Origin of the sequence: Rhizobium sp. Leaf262, from assembly GCF_001422245.1 — a bacterium.
Taxonomy (GTDB): domain Bacteria; phylum Pseudomonadota; class Alphaproteobacteria; order Rhizobiales; family Rhizobiaceae; genus Agrobacterium.
The window spans coordinates 222,096-241,630 of record NZ_LMMM01000016.1; the positions used below are offsets into that span (position 1 = coordinate 222,096).

At 58.7% G+C, this 19,535-nt stretch carries 18 protein-coding genes; 6 read left to right on the plus strand and 12 right to left on the minus strand.

The window, feature by feature from the left end:
* Nucleotides 1–6 precede the first annotated feature (6 nt).
* The gene (locus tag ASF29_RS15245; protein ID WP_062451506.1) at nt 7–936 is read right to left on the minus strand and encodes a DMT family transporter; all 930 of its coding nucleotides are present in this window, start codon (nt 934–936) and stop codon (nt 7–9) included.
* Nucleotides 937–1,027: 91 nt separating this feature from the next.
* The gene (locus tag ASF29_RS15250; protein WP_062451507.1) at nt 1,028–2,371 is read right to left on the minus strand and encodes a formimidoylglutamate deiminase; all 1,344 of its coding nucleotides are present in this window, start codon (nt 2,369–2,371) and stop codon (nt 1,028–1,030) included.
* A gap of 84 nt (nt 2,372–2,455) precedes the next feature.
* On the opposite strand from ASF29_RS15250, the gene hutI reads away from it, so the two are divergent.
* From hutI to ASF29_RS15275, 5 genes are read left to right on the plus strand one after another with little or no spacing between them, the layout of a single operon-like run.
* On the plus strand, nt 2,456–3,703 hold the full coding sequence (gene hutI, locus ASF29_RS15255) for an imidazolonepropionase (RefSeq protein WP_062451508.1): 1,248 nt from the start codon (nt 2,456–2,458) through the stop codon (nt 3,701–3,703).
* Nucleotides 3,700–5,235, plus strand: coding sequence for a histidine ammonia-lyase (gene hutH / locus ASF29_RS15260; protein WP_062451509.1), 1,536 nt, complete (start codon nt 3,700–3,702; stop codon nt 5,233–5,235). Before hutI ends, hutH begins: the two co-directional genes overlap by 4 nt.
* A 2-nt stretch (nt 5,236–5,237) precedes the next feature.
* Nucleotides 5,238–6,053: an N-formylglutamate deformylase gene (gene hutG, locus ASF29_RS15265; RefSeq protein WP_062451510.1), complete on the plus strand. Its 816-nt coding sequence runs from the start codon at nt 5,238–5,240 to the stop codon at nt 6,051–6,053.
* On the plus strand, nt 6,050–7,723 hold the full coding sequence (hutU, locus tag ASF29_RS15270) for a urocanate hydratase (protein WP_062451511.1): 1,674 nt from the start codon (nt 6,050–6,052) through the stop codon (nt 7,721–7,723). Before hutG ends, hutU begins: the two co-directional genes overlap by 4 nt.
* 5 nt (nt 7,724–7,728) lie before the next feature.
* Nucleotides 7,729–8,295, plus strand: coding sequence for a HutD family protein (locus ASF29_RS15275; RefSeq protein ID WP_062451689.1), 567 nt, complete (start codon nt 7,729–7,731; stop codon nt 8,293–8,295).
* Here ASF29_RS15275 and ASF29_RS15280 read toward each other — a convergent pair.
* Together ASF29_RS15280 and ASF29_RS15285 are read right to left on the minus strand one after the other, a co-directional pair.
* Entirely contained in the window at nt 8,270–9,169 is a 900-nt protein-coding gene (locus tag ASF29_RS15280) for a LysR family transcriptional regulator (protein WP_062451512.1), read from the minus strand. The genes ASF29_RS15275 and ASF29_RS15280 overlap by 26 nt on opposite strands.
* The gene (locus ASF29_RS15285; RefSeq protein WP_062451513.1) at nt 9,166–9,480 is read right to left on the minus strand and encodes an antibiotic biosynthesis monooxygenase; all 315 of its coding nucleotides are present in this window, start codon (nt 9,478–9,480) and stop codon (nt 9,166–9,168) included. Before ASF29_RS15285 ends, ASF29_RS15280 begins: the two co-directional genes overlap by 4 nt.
* 129 nt (nt 9,481–9,609) lie before the next feature.
* Here ASF29_RS15285 and ASF29_RS15290 point away from each other — a divergent pair, with 129 nt between their 5' ends.
* On the plus strand, nt 9,610–11,106 hold the full coding sequence (locus ASF29_RS15290) for a CoA-acylating methylmalonate-semialdehyde dehydrogenase (protein ID WP_062451514.1): 1,497 nt from the start codon (nt 9,610–9,612) through the stop codon (nt 11,104–11,106).
* Between the two features lie 59 nt (nt 11,107–11,165).
* Here ASF29_RS15290 and upp read toward each other — a convergent pair whose 3' ends face one another.
* The 8 genes from upp to cyoA form a co-directional block, all read right to left on the minus strand.
* Nucleotides 11,166–11,795 carry a uracil phosphoribosyltransferase gene (upp, locus tag ASF29_RS15295; RefSeq protein WP_062451515.1) on the minus strand — a complete coding sequence of 210 codons (630 nt, stop codon included), beginning with the start codon at nt 11,793–11,795 and terminating at the stop codon, nt 11,166–11,168.
* Nucleotides 11,796–11,896: 101 nt separating this feature from the next.
* Nucleotides 11,897–12,886 (minus strand): adenosine deaminase, encoded by a 990-nt coding sequence (locus tag ASF29_RS15300; RefSeq protein ID WP_062451516.1) that lies wholly within the window; start codon nt 12,884–12,886, stop codon nt 11,897–11,899.
* Entirely contained in the window at nt 12,883–14,103 is a 1,221-nt protein-coding gene (locus tag ASF29_RS15305; RefSeq protein WP_062451517.1) for a phosphopentomutase, read from the minus strand. The genes ASF29_RS15300 and ASF29_RS15305 overlap by 4 nt, the downstream gene beginning before the upstream one ends.
* An 84-nt stretch (nt 14,104–14,187) precedes the next feature.
* Nucleotides 14,188–14,979 carry an SURF1 family protein gene (locus ASF29_RS15310; protein WP_062451518.1) on the minus strand — a complete coding sequence of 264 codons (792 nt, stop codon included), beginning with the start codon at nt 14,977–14,979 and terminating at the stop codon, nt 14,188–14,190.
* A gap of 122 nt (nt 14,980–15,101) precedes the next feature.
* Nucleotides 15,102–15,518: a cytochrome o ubiquinol oxidase subunit IV gene (cyoD, locus tag ASF29_RS15315; protein WP_062451519.1), complete on the minus strand. Its 417-nt coding sequence runs from the start codon at nt 15,516–15,518 to the stop codon at nt 15,102–15,104.
* Entirely contained in the window at nt 15,518–16,144 is a 627-nt protein-coding gene (gene cyoC / locus ASF29_RS15320) for a cytochrome o ubiquinol oxidase subunit III (protein WP_062451520.1), read from the minus strand. Before cyoC ends, cyoD begins: the two co-directional genes overlap by 1 nt.
* Before the next feature lie 4 nt (nt 16,145–16,148).
* On the minus strand, nt 16,149–18,152 hold the full coding sequence (gene cyoB, locus ASF29_RS15325) for a cytochrome o ubiquinol oxidase subunit I (RefSeq protein ID WP_062451521.1): 2,004 nt from the start codon (nt 18,150–18,152) through the stop codon (nt 16,149–16,151).
* A 141-nt stretch (nt 18,153–18,293) separates the two neighbouring features.
* The gene (gene cyoA, locus ASF29_RS15330; protein WP_062451690.1) at nt 18,294–19,382 is read right to left on the minus strand and encodes a ubiquinol oxidase subunit II; all 1,089 of its coding nucleotides are present in this window, start codon (nt 19,380–19,382) and stop codon (nt 18,294–18,296) included.
* Between the last annotated feature and the right edge of the window lie 153 nt (nt 19,383–19,535).

Here is a 19,535-nt window from a genome sequence, read left to right on the forward strand (position 1 = left end):
GGCGGGTCAGACCACGTCGTCCAGAGGCGGGCGAGCCGATCTGTCCGCCTTGCGCTTCAGGGCATTCTCGCGGAAGAAGATATAAAGGCCGGACACCACGATCAGGCCTGCGCCGACGACGATGCCGGTTTGTGGAATATCGCCGAACATGAGCCAGCCGAAAACAACGGCCCACAGCAGCAATGTGTATTGAAGCGGGGCCACCGTTGCGGCGTCGGCCAGTTTCAGGGCACGATTGACCAGTATATGCGCAGTCATCGCCACGATGCCCAGAAGGCACAGAAGCGACAGGTCGAATGCCGACTTCAACGGCACCCAACCTGACGGTACGACTGCGATCGCCAGCACACCCGCAACCCCCGCGCCGACGACCTGCCAGAATGCCAGCACGGTATCGGGCGTATTGCGCAACTGCCGCCCCGACAACATCATGAAGGCAAAAGCAGCACTTCCGAGAATGGAAAAGAGGGCCGCTGACGTGAGCGAAGCGGAACTCGGCTGAAGAGCGACGAGAACGCCGATAAAGCCGATGGCGATGGCCGTCCACCGACGCCAGCCCACTTTTTCACCCAGAAGAAACGGGGAGAGCGCCGCCACATAGATCGGCGCCGCCAGCCAATAGGTCATGACGTCGGCCAGCGGCAGCGCCGCTACGGCGAAATAGAAACAGAAAAGTTCCGCTGTCGAAAAAAAGACGCGCGCAGCCTGCAAAGCGGGCCGTTCGACGCGCACGACCTTATCCAGGCCAGAACGCCACAGGAGGATCAGCAGAACGATGACGGCCGCACCGCTGCGAACCATGACCACCTGTCCGAGACTATAGGTCGATACCAGCAGTTTTCCCATCGCGTCGTTGAGCGCGAACAGGAACATGCCAAGCAGCATGATGGCGACGCCCTGCCCCGTGGGCGAGAGCTGGCGAATGAAATTGGACATCTTGACGTGAACTCCCCTCAACGTCCATGACTCCGCGACGTCGCGCCGCAAGTCAAGCCCGACGCTGACCGGTTCGGGCTTGCCACATCGACTATGCAGACAAAAGACCCGCCATCGTCTTATGGAACCTGCGCGTTATGGCTTCGCGGTCTCTATGCCTGCCGTCACGCACCACGGTATCTCCGTTGATCCAGACCGTATCCGGCCTCAGCAATGCGCCGAAAATCCAGCCATCCAGCAGATCATCGCCGTCCAGATAGGGTGCCTTTGAACTATCGAGCGAGACGAAGTCGGCAGGATTGCCTTCCATGATGCCCGCAGAGGCACCCAGAGCCTTGGCGCCGCCTCCCAGAGCGCCCTCGAAAAGCGTGCGGCCCGTGGAGCCGTTCTGGGGAGCGATAACGTTACGGGCACGGTGCAGCAGACGTTGGGAATATTCCAACTGGCGCAATTCATCGGCCAAGCCGATCAGCACATTGCCATCCGATCCGACACCGAAAAGGCCGCCATGCTTTCGAAAATCGACCGCAGGGAAAATGCCGTCGCCCAGATTGGCTTCGGTAATGGGGCAAAGTCCCGCCACTGCGCCGTGTTTCGCCACACCAGCAGTTTCCTCAGCCGTCATATGTGTCGCGTGGATCAGGCACCAGCGGTCCGTCACCTCGGCATTGTCCAGCAGCCATTCCACCGGACGCCTGCCGGACCACGCCAAACAATCTTCGACCTCCCTGACCTGTTCGGCGATGTGGATGTGCAACGGCGACAGCGGTGAAAGCTCCGAGGCGAATTGCAATTCCTGGGGCGTGACGGCCCGCAGGCTATGGGGAGCGACACCGACAATACTGTGTGGCACGGACGACACGGCCGCCCTGCACCCCTCGAACAATCTGTGAAAGTCATCCATCGAGTTAGTGAAGCGGCGCTGGCCATCCACCGGCTCCGACCCACCAAAGCCCGAATGTGCATAGAGAACAGGAAGCAACGTCAGCGCGATGCCCGTCTGAGCAGCCGCCGCAGCAATACGCTCGCCCAGTTCAGCGATGTTGGCGTAAGGACGTCCATCCTTATCGTGATGGAGATAGTGGAACTCGCCGACACGCCCGAAACCCGCCTCCAGCATTTCCATATAGAGCTGAGCGGCGACGGCCTCGACATCCTCAGGCGTCATGGTCAGGGCAAAACGATACATCAAGCTACGCCAGCTCCAGAAACTGTCCTCGCTTGATCCTCGCCGTTCCACCATGCCTGCCATGGCGCGCTGAAATGCATGACTGTGGAGATTTGGCATGGCGGGGACAACGACTCCATGCCTGTCGTCACCAGACGCGGCCTCGACACCAACTTTGATGGACGTGATTCTTCCCGCGTCTATTTCTATCGCGACATGTCGTGCCCAGCCCGTCGGCAACAGAGCTGCTTGTGCATGCACAGCCATTCCCGCCTCCCGTTTCTCTTTTCAAAGGTCTTGCCTCTCGAACTATTATGTATATACATATTCAAAAAAGGGAAGGGAAAACTCATGCCCAGCGGGAACACGAAATCACAAGATGACAGGCCGGTGCTGTGGCGAAATGCACGGATAGCGACCCTTGACCCTGCCCGACACGGTCTTGGCATCATCGAACATGGCGCGATTGCCACGCAATCAGGCCGCATCATTTTCGTCGGTGCCGAAGACGCGCTGCCTCGCAATACTCTTGACGATGCGCAAACGATGGATTGCCAGAGACGCTGGATCACCCCTGCCCTGATCGACTGCCACACCCATCTCGTCTTTGGCGGCAATCGTGCCATGGAATTTGAGATGCGGTTGAACGGCGCAAGTTATGAAGACATCGCCAAGGCCGGAGGTGGCATCGTCTCGTCCGTTCGCGATACGCGGGCGCTATCGGAGGACGAGTTGGTGGCGCAGGCTTTGCCTCGGCTGGATACGTTGCTGGCGGAGGGCATTTCTACCATCGAGATCAAATCCGGCTACGGGCTGGACGTTGAAACAGAGCTGAAGATGTTGCGGGCTGCCCGCAAGCTCGAGACGCTTCGCCCCGTGCGCATTGTCACAAGCTACCTTGCCGCCCACGCGACACCGGCGGAGTACAAAGGCCGCACTACCGATTACATCACTGAGGTCGCCTTGCCCGGAATGGAGCGTGGCCATGCGGAAGGCCTGATCGATGCGGTCGATGGCTTTTGCGAAGGCATCGCTTTTTCCGTCGAAGAGGTTCGCAGGGTTTTCGACAAGGCCCAGTCACTGGGCCTGCCGGTCAAGCTGCATGCGGAGCAATTATCCAACCTGCGCGGTGCCGAATTAGCGGCGTCCTTCGGTGCGCTTTCGGCGGATCATCTGGAATATCTGGATCAGGCCGGTGCGGAAGTACTCGCCAAAGCCGGAACCGTTGCGGTACTGCTGCCGGGTGCGTTCTATGCACTGCGCGAAACACAAGTGCCGCCGGTTCAGGCGTTGCGCGATGCGGGTGCCGATATCGCGCTTGCGACAGATTGCAACCCCGGCACCTCCCCGCTGACCTCGCTGCTGTTGACCATGAACATGGGCGCGACCCTGTTCCGGCTGACGGTCGAGGAATGCCTTGTTGCCACCACGCGCAACGCGGCCAAGGCACTCGGGCTCACCTCCGAGACCGGAACGCTGGAGGTCGGAAAATCCGCCGACTTCGCCATCTGGGATATCGAGCGTCCCGCAGAGCTCGTCTACCGCATCGGTTTCAACCCGCTTCATGCCCGCATTTTCAAGGGACGGATCACATCATGACCATCACGCTTCACCCCGGCTCCGTGCAGCTTTCCGATCTCGCCGATATCTACTGGAACAATGGCTCGACGAAGCTCGATTCGTCCTTCGATGCAGGCATTGAGCGCGCGGCAAAACGCATTGCCGAAATCGCGGCAGGCAATGCGCCGGTTTATGGCATCAACACCGGCTTCGGCAAACTGGCCTCGATCAAGATCGACGCCGCCGATGTGGCGACGCTTCAGCGCAATCTCATCCTGTCGCATTGCTGCGGCGTGGGTGCCGCGCTGCCGGAAAATGTGGTGCGCCTGATCATGGCGCTGAAGTTGATTTCGCTCGGTCGCGGAGCCTCCGGTGTGCGGCTGCAATTGGTGCGGCTGATCGAGGGCATGCTGGAAAAGGGTGTCATCCCGTCCATCCCGGAGAAGGGTTCGGTCGGTGCATCCGGCGATCTTGCGCCGCTGGCGCATATGGCCGCCGTGATGATGGGCGAAGGCGAGGCGTTTTTCGAAGGCGCTCTGCTGCCAGCAGCCGAAGCACTTTCCAAGGCGGGACTGACGCCTGTCGTGCTGGCCGCGAAAGAAGGCTTGGCTCTGATCAACGGCACGCAGACCTCCACGGCGCTGGCGCTGGCAGGACTGTTCCGCACCCATCGCGCAGCGCAGGCGGCGCTGATTACCGGTGCGCTGTCTACAGATGCGGCCATGGGCTCATCCGCACCGTTCCACCCCGACATTCATACGCTGCGTGGCCACAAGGGCCAGATCGATGCGGGTGCGGCTCTTCGCAATCTGCTGGAGGGCTCGGAAATCCGCGTCAGCCATATCGAAGGCGACGAGCGCGTGCAGGACCCCTATTGCATCAGATGCCAGCCACAGGTGGATGGTGCCTGCCTCGACCTGCTGCGACAGGTCGCACAGACATTGCAGATCGAAGCCAATGCGGTCACCGACAATCCGTTGGTGCTCTCGGACAATTCCGTCGTCTCTGGCGGCAACTTCCATGCCGAGCCCGTGGCCTTTGCTGCCGATCAGACAGCGCTTGCCATCTGTGAAATCGGTGCGATTGCCCAGCGACGCATCGCGCTTCTGGTAGACCCCGCCCTGTCCTACGGCCTGCCCGCTTTCCTGTCGAAAAAGCCGGGTCTGAATTCCGGCCTGATGATCGCCGAGGTGACGTCTGCGGCCTTGATGAGTGAAAACAAGCAGATGTCGCACCCGGCATCGGTCGATTCCACGCCCACATCCGCCAATCAGGAAGACCATGTGTCCATGGCCTGCCATGGTGCGCGCCGCCTCTTGGCGATGAGCGAAAACCTGTTCGCCATTCTCGGAATCGAGGCTTTGTCTGCCGTTCAGGGTGTGGAGCTTCGCGGCCCGTTGAAGACCAGCCCGGAGCTGCAAAAAGCGATGGCCGTGCTGCGCAACGTCATCCCATCGCTGGATGATGATCGCTACATGGCACCTGACCTCAAGGCCGCCTCGGAACTGATCGCATCCGGGGCGCTAGTGTCTGTCATCTCGGACGGCATTCTGCCGAAGCTGGAGGCTTGAGGATGCCTGTTTTCGAAACGCACCAGGGCTCCTCACCCATCATTCTCGGCTTGCCGCACACAGGCACCGATGTTCCCTCAGAGATCTCGGAGCGCCTGAACGACACCGGCAAAATGCTTGCCGATACCGATTGGCACATTCACGACCTCTATGCCGGACTGCTTGATGATGCGACCACCGTGCGTGCGACCTTCCACCGCTACGTCATCGACGCAAACCGCGACCCGCAGGGCTCCAGCCTTTATCCCGGCCAGAACACGACCGGTCTGGTGCCGACCACGGATTTCGATGGCCAGCCGATCTGGAAAGAGGGTGAAGAGCCAACTTCAGCGGATGTCGAACACCGGCTCGCAGAATTTCATACGCCGTACCATGCAGCCCTTGAGGCGGAAATAGCGCGGGTGAAAGCCATCCATGGCATCGCTATTCTTTATGATTGCCACTCCATCCGCTCGCACATTCCGTTCCTGTTCGACGGCGCCCTGCCCGATTTCAATATCGGCACGGATATGGGCCGCACCTGCGACCCCGCCATCGAAGCCATCGCCGTCGATGTCACCGTGAAAGCGCGGGGCTACGCGTCTGTCCTCAACGGACGTTTCAAAGGTGGCTGGACGACGCGGCATTATGGAAAGCCGGATAGCGGTGTTCACGCCATCCAGATGGAACTGGCGCAATCCACGCATCTGGCAACGGAAGCGCCGCCCTTCGCCTATGACACCGAGAAGGCTGGGAAACTTCGCATTCATCTCAAGGACATTCTGACGCGGATGGAAGACTTCGCGCTGCACGCCAAAAATAAGGGGAAGCCATCATGACCAATCCGCGCCATAACGAACGTGAGGTCCGCAGCCCCAGAGGCTCCGAGCTCAATGCCAAAAGCTGGATGACAGAAGCGCCGCTGCGCATGTTGATGAACAATCTCGACCCCGAAGTGGCCGAGCGCCCGCATGAGCTGGTGGTCTATGGCGGCATTGGCCGCGCTGCCCGCACCTGGGAAGATTTCGATCGCATCGTCGCCACGTTGAAGGACCTCAACGAGGACGAGACACTGATGGTCCAATCCGGCAAGCCGGTCGGTGTGTTCCGCACCCACAAGGATGCCCCGCGCGTGCTGATTGCCAATTCCAACCTCGTGCCGCACTGGGCGACATGGGAACACTTCAACGAACTGGATAAAAAGGGACTGGCCATGTACGGCCAGATGACCGCTGGTTCATGGATTTATATCGGCACGCAGGGCATCGTGCAGGGCACCTACGAGACCTTCGTGGAGGCCGGTCGCCAGCATTACGACGGCAATCTCAAGGGCAAATGGATTTTGACCGGCGGCCTGGGTGGTATGGGCGGCGCACAACCGCTGGCCGCTGTTATGGCCGGGGCCTGCTGCCTTGCGGTGGAATGCGATGAGACCCGCGTCGATTTTCGACTGCGCACCCGCTACGTTGATGCCAAAGCCCATACGCTGGACGAAGCCCTTGCTCTGATCGACCAATGGACGAAGGCAGGCGACGCGAAATCCGTCGGCCTCATCGGCAATGCTGCGGATATTTTCCCCGAACTGATCAAGCGCGGCATTCGCCCTGACATCGTGACCGATCAGACATCAGCGCATGACCCGATCCATGGCTATCTGCCGGTTGGTTGGACGGTTGCCGAGTGGCGCGCCAAACAGGAGAGCGATCCGAAGGCCGTGGAAGCTGCCGCCCGCGCTTCGATGAAGCTTCAGGTGCAGGCCATGGTCGATTTCTGGAATGCGGGCGTTCCGACGCTGGATTACGGCAACAACATCCGTCAGGTCGCCAAGGAAGAGGGCCTCGAAAACGCCTTCGCCTTCCCCGGCTTCGTGCCTGCCTATATCCGCCCGCTGTTTTGCCGCGGTATCGGCCCGTTCCGCTGGGCCGCCCTTTCGGGTGATCCTGATGATATCTACAAGACCGACGCCAAGGTGAAGGAACTGACACCCGGAAATACCCATCTGCACAACTGGCTGGACATGGCGCGCGAACGCATCGCCTTTCAGGGCCTACCAGCCCGCATCTGCTGGGTAGGTCTGGGAGATCGTCACCGTCTGGCACTCGCCTTCAACGACATGGTCAAAAGCGGTGAGCTGAAAGCTCCCGTCGTCATCGGGCGGGACCATCTGGACAGCGGCTCCGTTGCCTCTCCCAACCGCGAAACGGAAGCGATGAAGGACGGATCGGATGCCGTTTCCGACTGGCCGCTGCTCAACGCGCTGCTGAACACCGCATCGGGTGCGACCTGGGTTTCGCTGCACCATGGCGGCGGTGTCGGCATGGGCTTTTCGCAACACTCCGGCGTCGTCATCTGCGCCGATGGGTCAGAAGATGCGGCACGGCGTCTGGACCGTGTGCTGTGGAACGACCCGGCCACCGGCGTCATGCGGCACGCCGATGCGGGCTATGACATTGCGCTCGACTGCGCCCGGGAAAAGGGGCTTCGGCTGCCCGGCATTCTGGGCAACTGATGGCCATGACGCTTTACCGCGCCAGTGAACACAAGCGCATGCCATGGAAGAATGGCGGCGGGGAGACGGTGGAAATTGCCGTTTTTCCACCCGATGCCTCGGTCGATGATTTCGACTCGCGCATCAGCATGGCAACGGTTGCGAGTGACGGTCCTTTTTCGATCTTTCCCGGCATAGATCGCACGCTGTCCATTCTGGATGGAAACGGCATGTCGCTGACGTTTGATAGTCAAGAACCCTTGCTGCTGAACCGCTCCAGCCCGCCACTTGCCTTCGCAGCGGATGTTCCCGTGGCGGCAAGGCTGGTCGATGGTCCGATTACGGACCTGAATGTGATGACAAGGCGAGGACGCTATCGTCACAGCGTCGAGCGCGTCACTGGTCGCTTTTCGGTCAGCAAGCAGGCGGAAAGCGAGGCGGTTTTCGTGTTGGCGATGGGCGATGTCTCCTTGACATCTGATCATAAGTCCGTCGATCTGAAAGCGCTGGATGCGATGTCGATTGATGCCGCCGTCACTGTGCGGGCGGACGAGATAACCTGCTATATTATTCGTCTGACGCCGCAGGACTGAAGATCGACCTTTCGCTGGCGACGATATCCTGAAGAAATTGCGCCACGGTTCTGACGCGCGCCAGTTGCCGAGCGTTTTCATGAAAGGCGGTCCAATAGGACCTTCGGATCGAAACCTCCGGCAAGACCCGCACCAGTTCGGCATGACTGCGGGCGATGTAATCATGCAGAATGCCAATGCCCGCGCCGGAACGCACGGCCTCCGTCTGGCCGATGGCGCTGGATATTTCGAAGCTCGCATCCCAATCGCGCAGGATTTCGCCGGTGTAGTTGAGCGATGGCGAGAAGATCAGGTCTTCGACATAACCGATTCGGCGGTGGCCTTTCAGCGCCTCGATGGTCTCGGGCACGCCGCTTTTCTTCAGATAGGATTTGGAGGCATAGAGACCGAGCGAATAATCCGTCAGTTTCGAGAAAACCAACCTGCCCTGCTCCGGTCTTTCAATCGTAATGGCAATATCTGCTTCGCGCTGCGACAGCGAAAAAGAGCGTGGTACCGGGACAAGCTCGATCTTGAGTTCCGGGTGTAGCGACATCAATGCGCCAAGACGCGGTGCCAGAAACGAAACACCAAAACCGTCCGGGGCACCGATCCTGACGGTTCCGCTAATCGCGGCATCGCTGCGTCCAAGACTTGCCTGAACCGCGAGCATTTCGGCTTCCATATGCTCGGCCGATATCAGAAAACGGCTACCAGCTTCCGTCAACTCACAGCCGTTGGTGCGGCGGATGAAAAGCCGGGTCTTAAGCGCTTCTTCAAGGGAGGTCAGCCGTCGCGACAATGTGGCGTGGTTCAAGCCGAGACGTTTTGATGCCGCAAGGATTTGGCCCGTTCGTGCAACAGCTAGGAAAATACGGACGTCATCCCAATTCATGGCTTGCTGCGCAAAATCACGGGTTCAACATCAATCAGCGTGAGCGACCTCACCATTGCCGCCGTGGCTGCCTTGTATTTGAGAAAATGCGGCGTCTGTAAATGTGTCTCATAGGCCGCAGGGTTGGCGTAAATCTCAAGGATACGAATTTTCTCCGGGCAATCCTTTATCGCCACCGCATTCAACGAGATCACGCCCTCCTCCATACTGACCGAAGCCTCGATCTCTTCGGCAAGCAAATGGCAATAGGCATCCAGGTGAAACGGGTCGATTTCGATGTCCGCCATTCTGACGACAAGGTCTTGATCCATCGATTTGCTCACTGTCTGGTGGTCCAGTTTCGGACTTCAATTTGCGCACAACCGCTTCTTATATCAGCTCATTGATTTGTATAAATTGAAGTGCGATGGTTCGCTATCAAAAAATCAGGAGGAACATCCATGAAGCAAATCGGTCATTTCATCGACGGTAAGCATGTGGCAGGCACGAGCGGTCGCACATCCAATGTCTACAATCCGGCAACGGGCGAAGTGCAGGCGACGCTTTCTCTGGCCAGCGATGCCGAAATTCTGGCCGCTGTTGAAAGCGCCAAGGCCGCGCAGCCGAAGTGGGCCGCGACCAATCCTCAGCGCCGCGCCCGTGTTTTCTTCAAGTTCGTTGATTTGCTGAACCAGAACATGGATGCGCTGGCGGTTCTTCTGTCCAGCGAACACGGCAAGACGGTCGAAGATTCCAAGGGCGATATCATTCGCGGTCTTGAAGTCTGCGAATTCGTTTGCGGCATTCCGCATCTGGCCAAGGGTGAGTTTACCGAAGGTGCCGGTCCTGCCATCGACATGTATTCCATTCGCCAGCCGGTCGGCATTGGCGCCGGTATTACGCCGTTCAACTTCCCCGGCATGATCCCCATGTGGATGTTTGCGCCAGCCATTGCCTGCGGCAATGCCTTCATCCTCAAGCCATCCGAGCGCGATCCATCGCTACCGATCCGTCTGGCCGAACTGATGATCGAAGCTGGTCTGCCTGCGGGTATTCTCAACGTCATCAATGGTGACAAGAGCGCGGTTGACGGCATTCTGACCAACCCGGATATCGGTGCCATCTCCTTCGTCGGCTCCACGCCCATCGCACGCTATGTTTACGGCACGGCTGCCGCAAACGGCAAGCGCGCGCAGTGCTTCGGCGGGGCCAAGAACCACATGATCATCATGCCGGATGCCGATCTCGATCAGGCCGTCAGTGCCTTGATGGGTGCAGGTTACGGTTCGGCTGGCGAACGTTGCATGGCAGTGTCTGTGGCTGTTCCAGTGGGCGAAGAGACCGCAAATCGCCTCATCGAAAAGCTCATTCCGCAGATCGAAGCGTTGAAGATCGGCCCTTACACTGACGACAAGGCCGATATGGGTCCGTTGATCACCAAGGAAGCGCAGACACGCGTGAGCGGCCTGATCGACAGTGGCGTTGAGCAAGGTGCAAAGCTTGTCGTCGACGGCCGCAATTTCAAGCTTCAGGGCTATGAAGAGGGTTATTTCGTCGGCGGCTGCCTGTTCGACAACGTGACCACAGATATGGATATCTACAAGCAGGAAATCTTCGGACCCGTTCTGTCCGTCGTTCGCGCCAAGAACTACGAAGATGCGCTGGAACTGCCTATGAAACATGAATATGGCAACGGCGTCGCCATCTTTACCCGTGACGGCGATGCAGCGCGTGACTTCGCATCGCGCATCAACATCGGCATGATCGGCATCAACGTTCCGATCCCGGTTCCGCTTGCCTACCACTCCTTCGGCGGTTGGAAGGCTTCGAGCTTCGGTGATCTCAACCAGCACGGCACAGATTCGATCAAATTCTGGACGAAGACCAAGACGGTCACGGCCCGCTGGCCATCCGGCATCAAGAGCGGTGCGGAATTCGTCATGCCGACGATGAAGTAAGAGAGATTGATCTCGATGATCATGCGCCCTCATCGCTGAGGGCGCATTTTTTATGCGTGTTACTTGGTGCCGTACATGCGGTCGCCCGCGTCACCCAGGCCGGGCATGATATAGCCCTGTTCGTTCAGGTGGCTGTCGATGGCAGCCGTGTAGATCGGAACATCCGGGTGCGCTTCGCGGAAGTTCTTGATGCCCTCGGGTGCTGCCAGCAGGCAGAGGAAGCGCATGTTCTTCGCGCCCCGTTCCTTCAGCTTCTCGACAGCCGCGATAGACGAATTGCCGGTGGCCAGCATCGGATCGACCACGATGATCAGGCGCGCATCGAGATTGTCCGGTGCCTTGAAGAAATATTCGACGGCCTCAAGCGTGTCGTGATCGCGGTAGACACCGATATGCGAGACGCGGGCGGAGGGAACGAGCTCAAGCATGCCTTCCAGCAGGCCGTTGCCAGCACGCAGGATGGAGGCAAACACCAGCTTCTTGCCTTCCAGAACCGGCGCTTCGATGGTCTGCATCGGCGTTTCGATGGTTTCCATCGTCATTTCCAGATCGCGCGTGACCTCGTAGCAGAGCAGCGTCGAGATTTCCCGCAGCAGGCGGCGGAAACCGGCGGTCGAGGTTTCCTTCTTGCGCATGATGGTGAGTTTGTGCTGCACGAGGGGATGAGCGATAACGGTGACGCCGTCCATGAAGCTGGCCTTTTCTTTTATCTATGATGTCTCTGTATTTCACCGAATGCGCGGCTTTCGCAAGACCAGAAGCACATTTTGCACCTCCGTTCCCACCCGATTTATGCCGCTGGAGACTGCGCATCCAGCTTGGCAAGCAGCTTGGCGCGTGTGCCCTCATCCACAAACGCGGCCTCTAGCGCGGTGCGTGTCATGCCATTGATCTCCGCATCGCTAAACCCAAAGGCGTGGCGGGCGATCTCGTATTCCTGCGCCAGTGAGGTGTGGAAGAACGGTGGATCATCCGAGCTGATGCAGACGCGCACGCCCGCGTCACGAAGCCGTTTCAGGGGGTGACTTTCGAAATCCGGGTAGACGTTGAGCGCAATGTTGGAACCGGGGCAGACCTCCAAAACCGTGCCGAGTTCCACCAGCCGCGCGACCAAGGCGTCGTCTTCGATGGATCGCACGCCGTGGCCGATACGCTGCGGTTTGACGAGATCGAGCGCGTCCGCCACGCTGAAAGCGCCACAAACTTCACCCGCATGAATAGTCAGCCCCAACCCGGCATCACGGGCAATGTCGAAGGCGTGGGCATAATCGGCCACGCGGCCCATGCGCTCCTCGCCTGCCATGTTGAAGCCCGTGATCAGCGGGTGCTTGACGCGCGCGGCATATTCCGCAGCAGCGATCACGCTTTCCGGGCCGAAGTGACGCTCGCCGGTGACGATGATGCGCGCTTCAATGCCGGTCTTCTCTTTGGCTGCCGCAATGCCTGCAGCGATGCCAGAGAGATAGGCATCCGCGCCCAAACCAATGCGGTCACCGTGATCGGGCGAAATGATGAGTTCGCTGTAGATGGTGTTTTCGCCAGCCAGTTCTGTCAGATAGGTCTCGGCCAGGAGCCCATAATCCTCCTCGGTCTTGAAGACCTGGGCCACGGCATCATAGCAGCGGATGAATTCGGCAAAATCCGTCCAGATGTAAGCGCCATCGCGCAGGAAGCTGCTGCTGTCTATGCCGTATTTCTTTGCCTGCTGTGCCACCAACGAGGGCGGGGCGGCACCTTCCAGATGGCAGTGGATTTCTGCTTTCAACAAATGCGACGTCACATGAAACTCCTGCCGTGGCGGCCGGTTGGTATGCTGAGATGGGAAGCGATGCTCTCGCCGATATCAGCGTAGGATGAGCGAATGCCGATATTGCGTTCGCGGATGCCGGGCCCGAAGGCCATGATCGGCACGCGCTCGCGGGTATGGTCCGTGCCGCGCCATGTCGGGTCGCAGCCATGGTCGGCGGTGAGAATGGCGATGTCGCCCGGCTGCATCTTGCGGTGAATTTCCGGCAGGCGGGCGTCAAAGGCTTCAAGTGCTGCGGCATAACCCGCCACATCGCGGCGGTGGCCGTAGATCATGTCGAAATCGACGAAATTGGTGAAGACGAGATCGCCGTTTTCGGCCTCTTCCATCGCCTGCAAGGTTGCATCCATCAGCGCGTCATTGCCATTGGCCTTGATAACGCGCGAAATGCCCTGATGGGCATAGATATCTTCGATCTTGCCGATGGCCAGCACCTTGCGGTCCATCTCCACCAGACGATCAAGCAAAGTTGGCTCCGGCGGCAGCACGGAAAAATCGCGACGATTGCCGGTTCGCTCAAACGTAGCGACGGTTTCGCCGGTAAATGGACGGGCGATGACACGACCGATATTGAGCGGATCGACCAGCTTGCGCACCGTCTGGCAAAAGGCGATCAGCCGCTCCAGCCCGAAATGCGTCTCATGCGCGGCGATCTGGAACACCGAATCCGACGACGTATAGCAGATGGGTTTGCCGGTGCGGATGTGCTCTGCACCGAAACGCGCAATGATCTCGGTGCCGGATGCGTGGCAATTTCCGAGAATGCCGGGCACCTCGCCCTGCTCGCAAATCGCTTCGACCAGTTCAGGAGAGAAAGCATCGCCCTCGGTTGGGAAATACCCCCAGTCGAACCGGACCGGTGTACCTGCAATTTCCCAATGGCCCGATGGTGTATCCTTGCCCTTCGACACCTCATTGGCGCAGCCGTGGATGCCATAGATGCGTTCGGGCGGCTCCATGCCAGCCGGTGTTTCGCCGCTGGAAAGCTGGGCGATGTTCAAAAGCCCGAGCGCCGACATGTTCGGCAGTTTCAGTAGGCCGGAGCGTAGCCCCAAGCGATCCGCGGCACCGGCAGCGCAGAACTCGGCGATGTGGCCAAGCGTGTTGGAGCCGAGATCGCCATATTGCTCGGCATCCGGCGCGCCACCGACACCGAAGGAATCAAGAACAAGAAGAAAGGCCCGTGCCATGCGTCACCCAAAAAGCGCGGCGCAGAGACCGCGATAACAAACGAGTGATATAATCACCGCGAGAGAAAAGGTGAAACGCTTTCTTTAAGCACTCTCTTGAACGCCTGTGGGGGCGTCCTTGCCTGCATCTTTCGGCGCATTGAGGTTGCGCGTGACATACCAGCCCGCAGCCACCACCATGCCCGCCAGAATGTACCATGTGATGGCATAGGACAGGTGGTTGTTGGGGAAAGTCAGCATGGTCTTGCCACCGATGGGGAAGCCGCCCGGATTGGGTGTGGTATCCGCATCGACGTAGAAGGGCGCGGCATTCGCGATTTGTTTTATCTCGGCAATCTGGGTGATATTGCGGGAATACCAGCGATTGTTCTGCGGATCGTTGGTGCGCAAGAAAAGCCCGCCGGTCTCAGGCGCGCGCATCAAACCGATAACATCGACGCGGCCTTCGACTTCGCCTTGCGGTCGCGTGGAAGGCTCGCGCTTGTCGGTCGGCACGAAGCCACGGTTGACGATGACGGAGGAACCGTCATCCCGTTGAAGCGGCGTCAGCACCCAATAGCCGGGGCCGAGATCGGAGACGGTATAGACCTGCACTTCGTCGCGATGGCGGAACGTGCCGGACAGGTGGACGCGGCGATATTCGTATTGCGATGGGTCGGTCATGGCAGGCCATTCGCTAACCGCAGGCACTTCCACGGGGGCGGCATGGGCGCGCGCCTCGACATTGGCAATCAGGTCCCGCTTCCATGCCAGCCGGTTGACCTGCCATGTGCCGAGCGCCAAGAGGCAACCGGTCAGCACAACGGTCATGAGGATGACGACGATGGCCGCAGGGCGGATGCCCCTGCGCGGCGTGTTTTCATTTTGAATGGTCATTCGAGCTTTCCCGCTCAACAGAAAACCCCATGAATCCGCTCTCCGATTCATGGGTTTTGTGTCTCTCGGAGAAGAGCGGCCCGCGTGTTGCGCGGGCCGCCAGAAGGTTGCAGCAATGCCGGTTACGGCATGTTGCGCATCTGCTCCATCGTCATGGTCGGCATCATGTTCTTGTTCATGTTGTACATGACCCAGAGAGAGCCGACGAGCGTGATCATGACGACGACCAGCGTGAACAGCAGCGACATGAAGGTCCAGCCGCCCTGCGACTTTGTGTTCATGTGCAGGAAGTAGATCATGTGCACGAAAACCTGGATCACACCGAAGATCATGATAACGATGACGGTTGTGGTGCGGTTGTCGAGGACATCGCCCATGACCAGCCAGAACGGAATAGCCGTCAGGATGACTGAGAGGATGAAGCCGATCATGTAGCTCTTGAAGGAGCCGTGATCTTCGCCGCTATCGTGGTGGTGGTCATGACCATGGTCATGTGCATGACCGTGATCGTGGCTATGGTCGTGTGTGTTTGCACTCATCACAGAACTCCAACCAGATAGACAAAGGAAAAGACGCCGATCCAGATCACGTCGAGGAAGTGCCAGAACATGGACAGGCACGTCAGGCGGCGCATGTTTTCAGCATGCAGGCCGAACTTCTTGACCTGCACCATGAGCGTGACCAGCCAGATGACGCCGAAGGTGACGTGCAGACCGTGCGTGCCGACCAGCGCAAAGAAGGCCGACAGGAAGGCAGAGCGCTGTGGTGTCGCACCCTCGTGGATCAGGTGGTAAAATTCGTAGAGTTCCAGCCCGAGAAAGGCCAGACCGAACAGGCCGGTGATGGCGAGCCAGATCAGCGTCGTGTTGATCTTCTTCTTCTGTGCCTCCAGCATGGCAAAGCCATAGGTGATGGAGGAAAAGAGAAGGAAACCGGTGTTGATCGCCACAAGCTTAAGATCGAAGAGGTCAGCGCCGGAAGGACCGGCCGCATAGCTGCGGCCGACAACGGCATAGGTTGCAAAGAGCGTTGCGAAGATCAGGCAGTCGCTCATCAGATACAGCCAGAAACCGATGGATGTACCGTTTTCCGGGTGGTGGTCTTCCTTCAGGTAGAAGACCGGCTTTTCTGCGCCATCGGCGCTCTGGACAGGTGCTTGAGACATTCTGTTACGCCTGAGTTGCCAGCAGCTTCGTACGTTCTGCTTCGACTTCCGTCACATCCGAAACCGGGATGTAATAGTCGCGATTGTAGTTGAAGGTGTGGGCGATGGAGACCGCGATGATCGCAACCATCGAGACGATTGCCAGCCACCAGATGTGCCACACCAGTGCAAAGCCAAGCACGACGCTGATCGCGCTGATGATGACGCCCGTGCCGGTGTTCTTCGGCATGTGGATGGGGATGAAGCCATCGACCGGACGTTCCGCACCATGCTTCTTCATGTGCGCCCAGGCATCGACCTCATGCACGACGGGCGTGAAGGCGAAGTTGTAGGCAGGCGGCGGAGAAGAGGTGGACCATTCCAGCGTGCGACCGCCATAGGGATCGCCGGTCACATCGCGCAGCTCTTCGCGTCGCAGGAAGCTGACGATAAGCTGGATGATGAAGGAGGCAATGCCGAGTGCGATGAGGAATGCACCGAAGGCAGCGATGATGAACCAGATTTGAAGCGAGGTGTCTTCGAACTGGCTCAGGCGGCGGGTTACACCCATCAGGCCGAGAACATAGAGCGGCATGAAGGCGAAGTAGAAGCCGACGAACCAGAACCAGAAGGACAGCTTACCCCAGAATGGATCGAGGCGGTAACCGAAAGCTTTCGGGAACCAGTAGGCGATACCTGCGAGAACACCGAAGACCACGCCGCCGATGATCGTGTTGTGGAAGTGGGCGATCAGGAACAGCGAGTTGTGCAGCACGAAGTCTGCCGGAGGAACGGCGAGCAGCACGCCCGTCATGCCGCCGATGACGAAGGTGATCATGAAGCCCATGGCCCACAGCATCGGCACATCGAAGGTGATGCGGCCCTTATACATGGTGAAGAGCCAGTTGAAGATCTTCGCACCGGTCGGGATCGAGATGATCATGGTCGTGATGCCGAAGAAGGCATTGACGCTGGCACCCGAACCCATGGTGAAGAAGTGGTGCAGCCACACGACGTAAGCGAGAATGGTGATGACCACCGTCGCATAGACCATCGAGGCGTAACCGAACAGGCGCTTGTTGGAGAAGGTCGACACGATCTCGGAGAAGATGCCGAAGGCTGGCAGCACTAGAATGTAGACTTCCGGGTGGCCCCAGATCCAGATGAGGTTGACATACATCATCGGGTTGCCGCCGAGATCGTTGGTGAAGAAATTCGTACCAACGTAACGGTCAAGTGTCAGAAGCGCGAGCGTGCCTGTCAGGATCGGGAAGGACGCCACGATCAGGATGTTCGAACACAGCGACGTCCAGACGAAGATCGGCAGGCGCATCAGGGTCATGCCGGGTGCGCGCATCTTGATGATGGTGACGATCAGGTTGATACCCGACAGCGTCGTTCCCACACCGGCAATCTGCAGACCCCAGATATAATAGTCGACGCCGACACTCGGACTTCCCTGAATGCCCGACAGCGGCGGATAGGCCAGCCAGCCGGTCTGGGCATATTCACCGATGAAAAGCGAGATCATGGTGATGACGGCACCAGCCGTGGTCATCCAGAAGGAGAAGTTGTTGAGGAACGGGAAGGACACGTCACGCGCACCGATCTGCAGCGGAATGATGTAGTTCATCAGACCGGTGATCATCGGCATCGCCATGAAGAAGATCATGATCACGCCGTGGGCGGTGAAAATCTGGTCGTAATGGTGCGGGTTGAGATAACCTTCCGAACCACCGGAGGAAATAGCCTGCTGGAGGCGCATCATGATGGCGTCGGCAAAACCGCGCAGCAGCATAACGAGGGCCAGAATAATATACATGATACCGATCTTCTTGTGATCGATAGATGTAAACCATTCCTTCCAGAGATAACCCCAGAGCCGGAAATAGGTGAGCGCACCAAGCACGGCTGCGCCACCGAGCGCCACAACCGCGAAGGTCACGATCAGAATGGGCTCATGAATGGGGATGGATTCCCACGTCAGCTTCCCGAAAAGAAACGACGTTTGATCGGTATTGACGACCATTTTAGCCTCTTGCGATTTTCGGAGTATCGCTCGTCCATTTGGACGAATAGAAACACTCCACATCATTAAATCTACGGACCGGAAGAACCGGCATGCTCAGAGCGGCGCGAACCTCGCGCGGCTCTGAGGCAATTCATGTCTTCAGCCTGCGCTTTTGCCTGAGGACGGCAGTTGCGCCTTCGTATCTGGCAAAGCCGCCGGCTCGAATGTCTGGCCTTCGATGGCCGCAGGCACAGACTGCGGGCCGGACGCGACGCCATAAGGCGAAAGCGGCGTGCAGACCACGGAGTTCAAAGCCTTGGCGATATCGATGCCTTCCTTGCCGCCGCCGCCATTGGCGTCGATATGCATCATGTCACGCATGCACAGCTTGTTGGGCTCGACGCAACGGTTGAGGATCGCGTAGTAAAGCTCTGGATCGACATTGGCGAAATACTGCACGGGCTCGCGTTCGCTTGGCTTTGCGAATTCGAGATATTCCATGCGGCCAAAGCCCTTGCCGCCATCCTTCGCCTTGGCAACCCACTGGTCGAAGCCTTCCTGGCTCAGTCCGTGGAACTTGAAGCGCATGTGCGAGAAGCCCGGGCCGGAGAAGTTGGCCGAGAAGCCGTCATAAACGCCGGGCTTGTTAATGACCGCGTGCAGCTTCGTCTGCATGCCGCCCATGGCGTAGATCTGGCCGGCCAGTGCAGGCACGAAGAACGAGTTCATCGCCGTGGTGCCGGTGATCTTGAAGTTGATCGGCACATCGACGGGCGCTGCGAATTCGTTGACGCTGCCGATACCCAGTTCCGGGTAGAAGAACAGCCACTTCCAGTCCATGGCCACCACTTCGACGGTGATCGGCTTCATGTCGACCGTCACCTGACGGTTTTCATCGATGCGCTCGATCGGACGGTACGGATCAAGACGGTGGGTCGCAATCCAGGTCACCGTTCCCAGCATCAGGATGATAGCGACCGGAGCCGACCAGATCACCATTTCAAGACGCGTAGAGTGATGCCATTCCGGATCGTAATCCTCCGCCTTTGCGGATGCGCGGTACTTCCAGGCAAAGAAGAGCGTGAGAGCAAGGACCGGAACGATGATGAGGAGCATCAACACGGTGGAGGTGATGATCAGGTCGCGCTGCTGGACGGCGATATCACCCGCAGGGTTCATCACAACGAGATCGCAGCCGCTTAACAGCAGCAAAGACGAAATGGCCAGGAGGGCAGATGGAATTTTCATGAGCGTGCGCACGTTCTGGTACTCGTACTGTTTTTGGTAGTGTGGCGTATACTTATCAAACGTCATAAATGACATGAGGTAGTTTGTCGCGGTGCAGCATAAATTTTCGAGCCGCAATCTTTGCTGCACCCGGAGCGGCGCCGGAACGCAGAG

What these genes read in the sequence shown, in the direction of transcription:
- ASF29_RS15275 (WP_062451689.1), top strand. Translation starts at nt 7,729, where the DNA reads ATGACGCTTTACCGCGCCAGTGAACACAAGCGCATGCCATGGAAGAAT.
- ASF29_RS15290 (WP_062451514.1), top strand. Translation starts at nt 9,610, where the DNA reads ATGAAGCAAATCGGTCATTTCATCGACGGTAAGCATGTGGCAGGCACG.
- ASF29_RS15305 (WP_062451517.1), bottom strand. Translation starts at nt 14,103, where the DNA reads ATGGCACGGGCCTTTCTTCTTGTTCTTGATTCCTTCGGTGTCGGTGGC.
- upp (WP_062451515.1), bottom strand. Translation starts at nt 11,795, where the DNA reads ATGGACGGCGTCACCGTTATCGCTCATCCCCTCGTGCAGCACAAACTC.
- hutU (WP_062451511.1), top strand. Translation starts at nt 6,050, where the DNA reads ATGACCAATCCGCGCCATAACGAACGTGAGGTCCGCAGCCCCAGAGGC.
- hutH (WP_062451509.1), top strand. Translation starts at nt 3,700, where the DNA reads ATGACCATCACGCTTCACCCCGGCTCCGTGCAGCTTTCCGATCTCGCC.
- ASF29_RS15245 (WP_062451506.1), bottom strand. Translation starts at nt 936, where the DNA reads ATGTCCAATTTCATTCGCCAGCTCTCGCCCACGGGGCAGGGCGTCGCC.
- ASF29_RS15280 (WP_062451512.1), bottom strand. Translation starts at nt 9,169, where the DNA reads ATGAATTGGGATGACGTCCGTATTTTCCTAGCTGTTGCACGAACGGGC.
- ASF29_RS15285 (WP_062451513.1), bottom strand. Translation starts at nt 9,480, where the DNA reads ATGGATCAAGACCTTGTCGTCAGAATGGCGGACATCGAAATCGACCCG.
- cyoA (WP_062451690.1), bottom strand. Translation starts at nt 19,382, where the DNA reads ATGAAAATTCCATCTGCCCTCCTGGCCATTTCGTCTTTGCTGCTGTTA.
- cyoC (WP_062451520.1), bottom strand. Translation starts at nt 16,144, where the DNA reads ATGTCTCAAGCACCTGTCCAGAGCGCCGATGGCGCAGAAAAGCCGGTC.
- ASF29_RS15310 (WP_062451518.1), bottom strand. Translation starts at nt 14,979, where the DNA reads ATGACCATTCAAAATGAAAACACGCCGCGCAGGGGCATCCGCCCTGCG.
- cyoD (WP_062451519.1), bottom strand. Translation starts at nt 15,518, where the DNA reads ATGAGTGCAAACACACACGACCATAGCCACGATCACGGTCATGCACAT.
- hutI (WP_062451508.1), top strand. Translation starts at nt 2,456, where the DNA reads ATGCCCAGCGGGAACACGAAATCACAAGATGACAGGCCGGTGCTGTGG.
- cyoB (WP_062451521.1), bottom strand. Translation starts at nt 18,152, where the DNA reads ATGGTCGTCAATACCGATCAAACGTCGTTTCTTTTCGGGAAGCTGACG.
- ASF29_RS15250 (WP_062451507.1), bottom strand. Translation starts at nt 2,371, where the DNA reads ATGGCTGTGCATGCACAAGCAGCTCTGTTGCCGACGGGCTGGGCACGA.
- hutG (WP_062451510.1), top strand. Translation starts at nt 5,238, where the DNA reads ATGCCTGTTTTCGAAACGCACCAGGGCTCCTCACCCATCATTCTCGGC.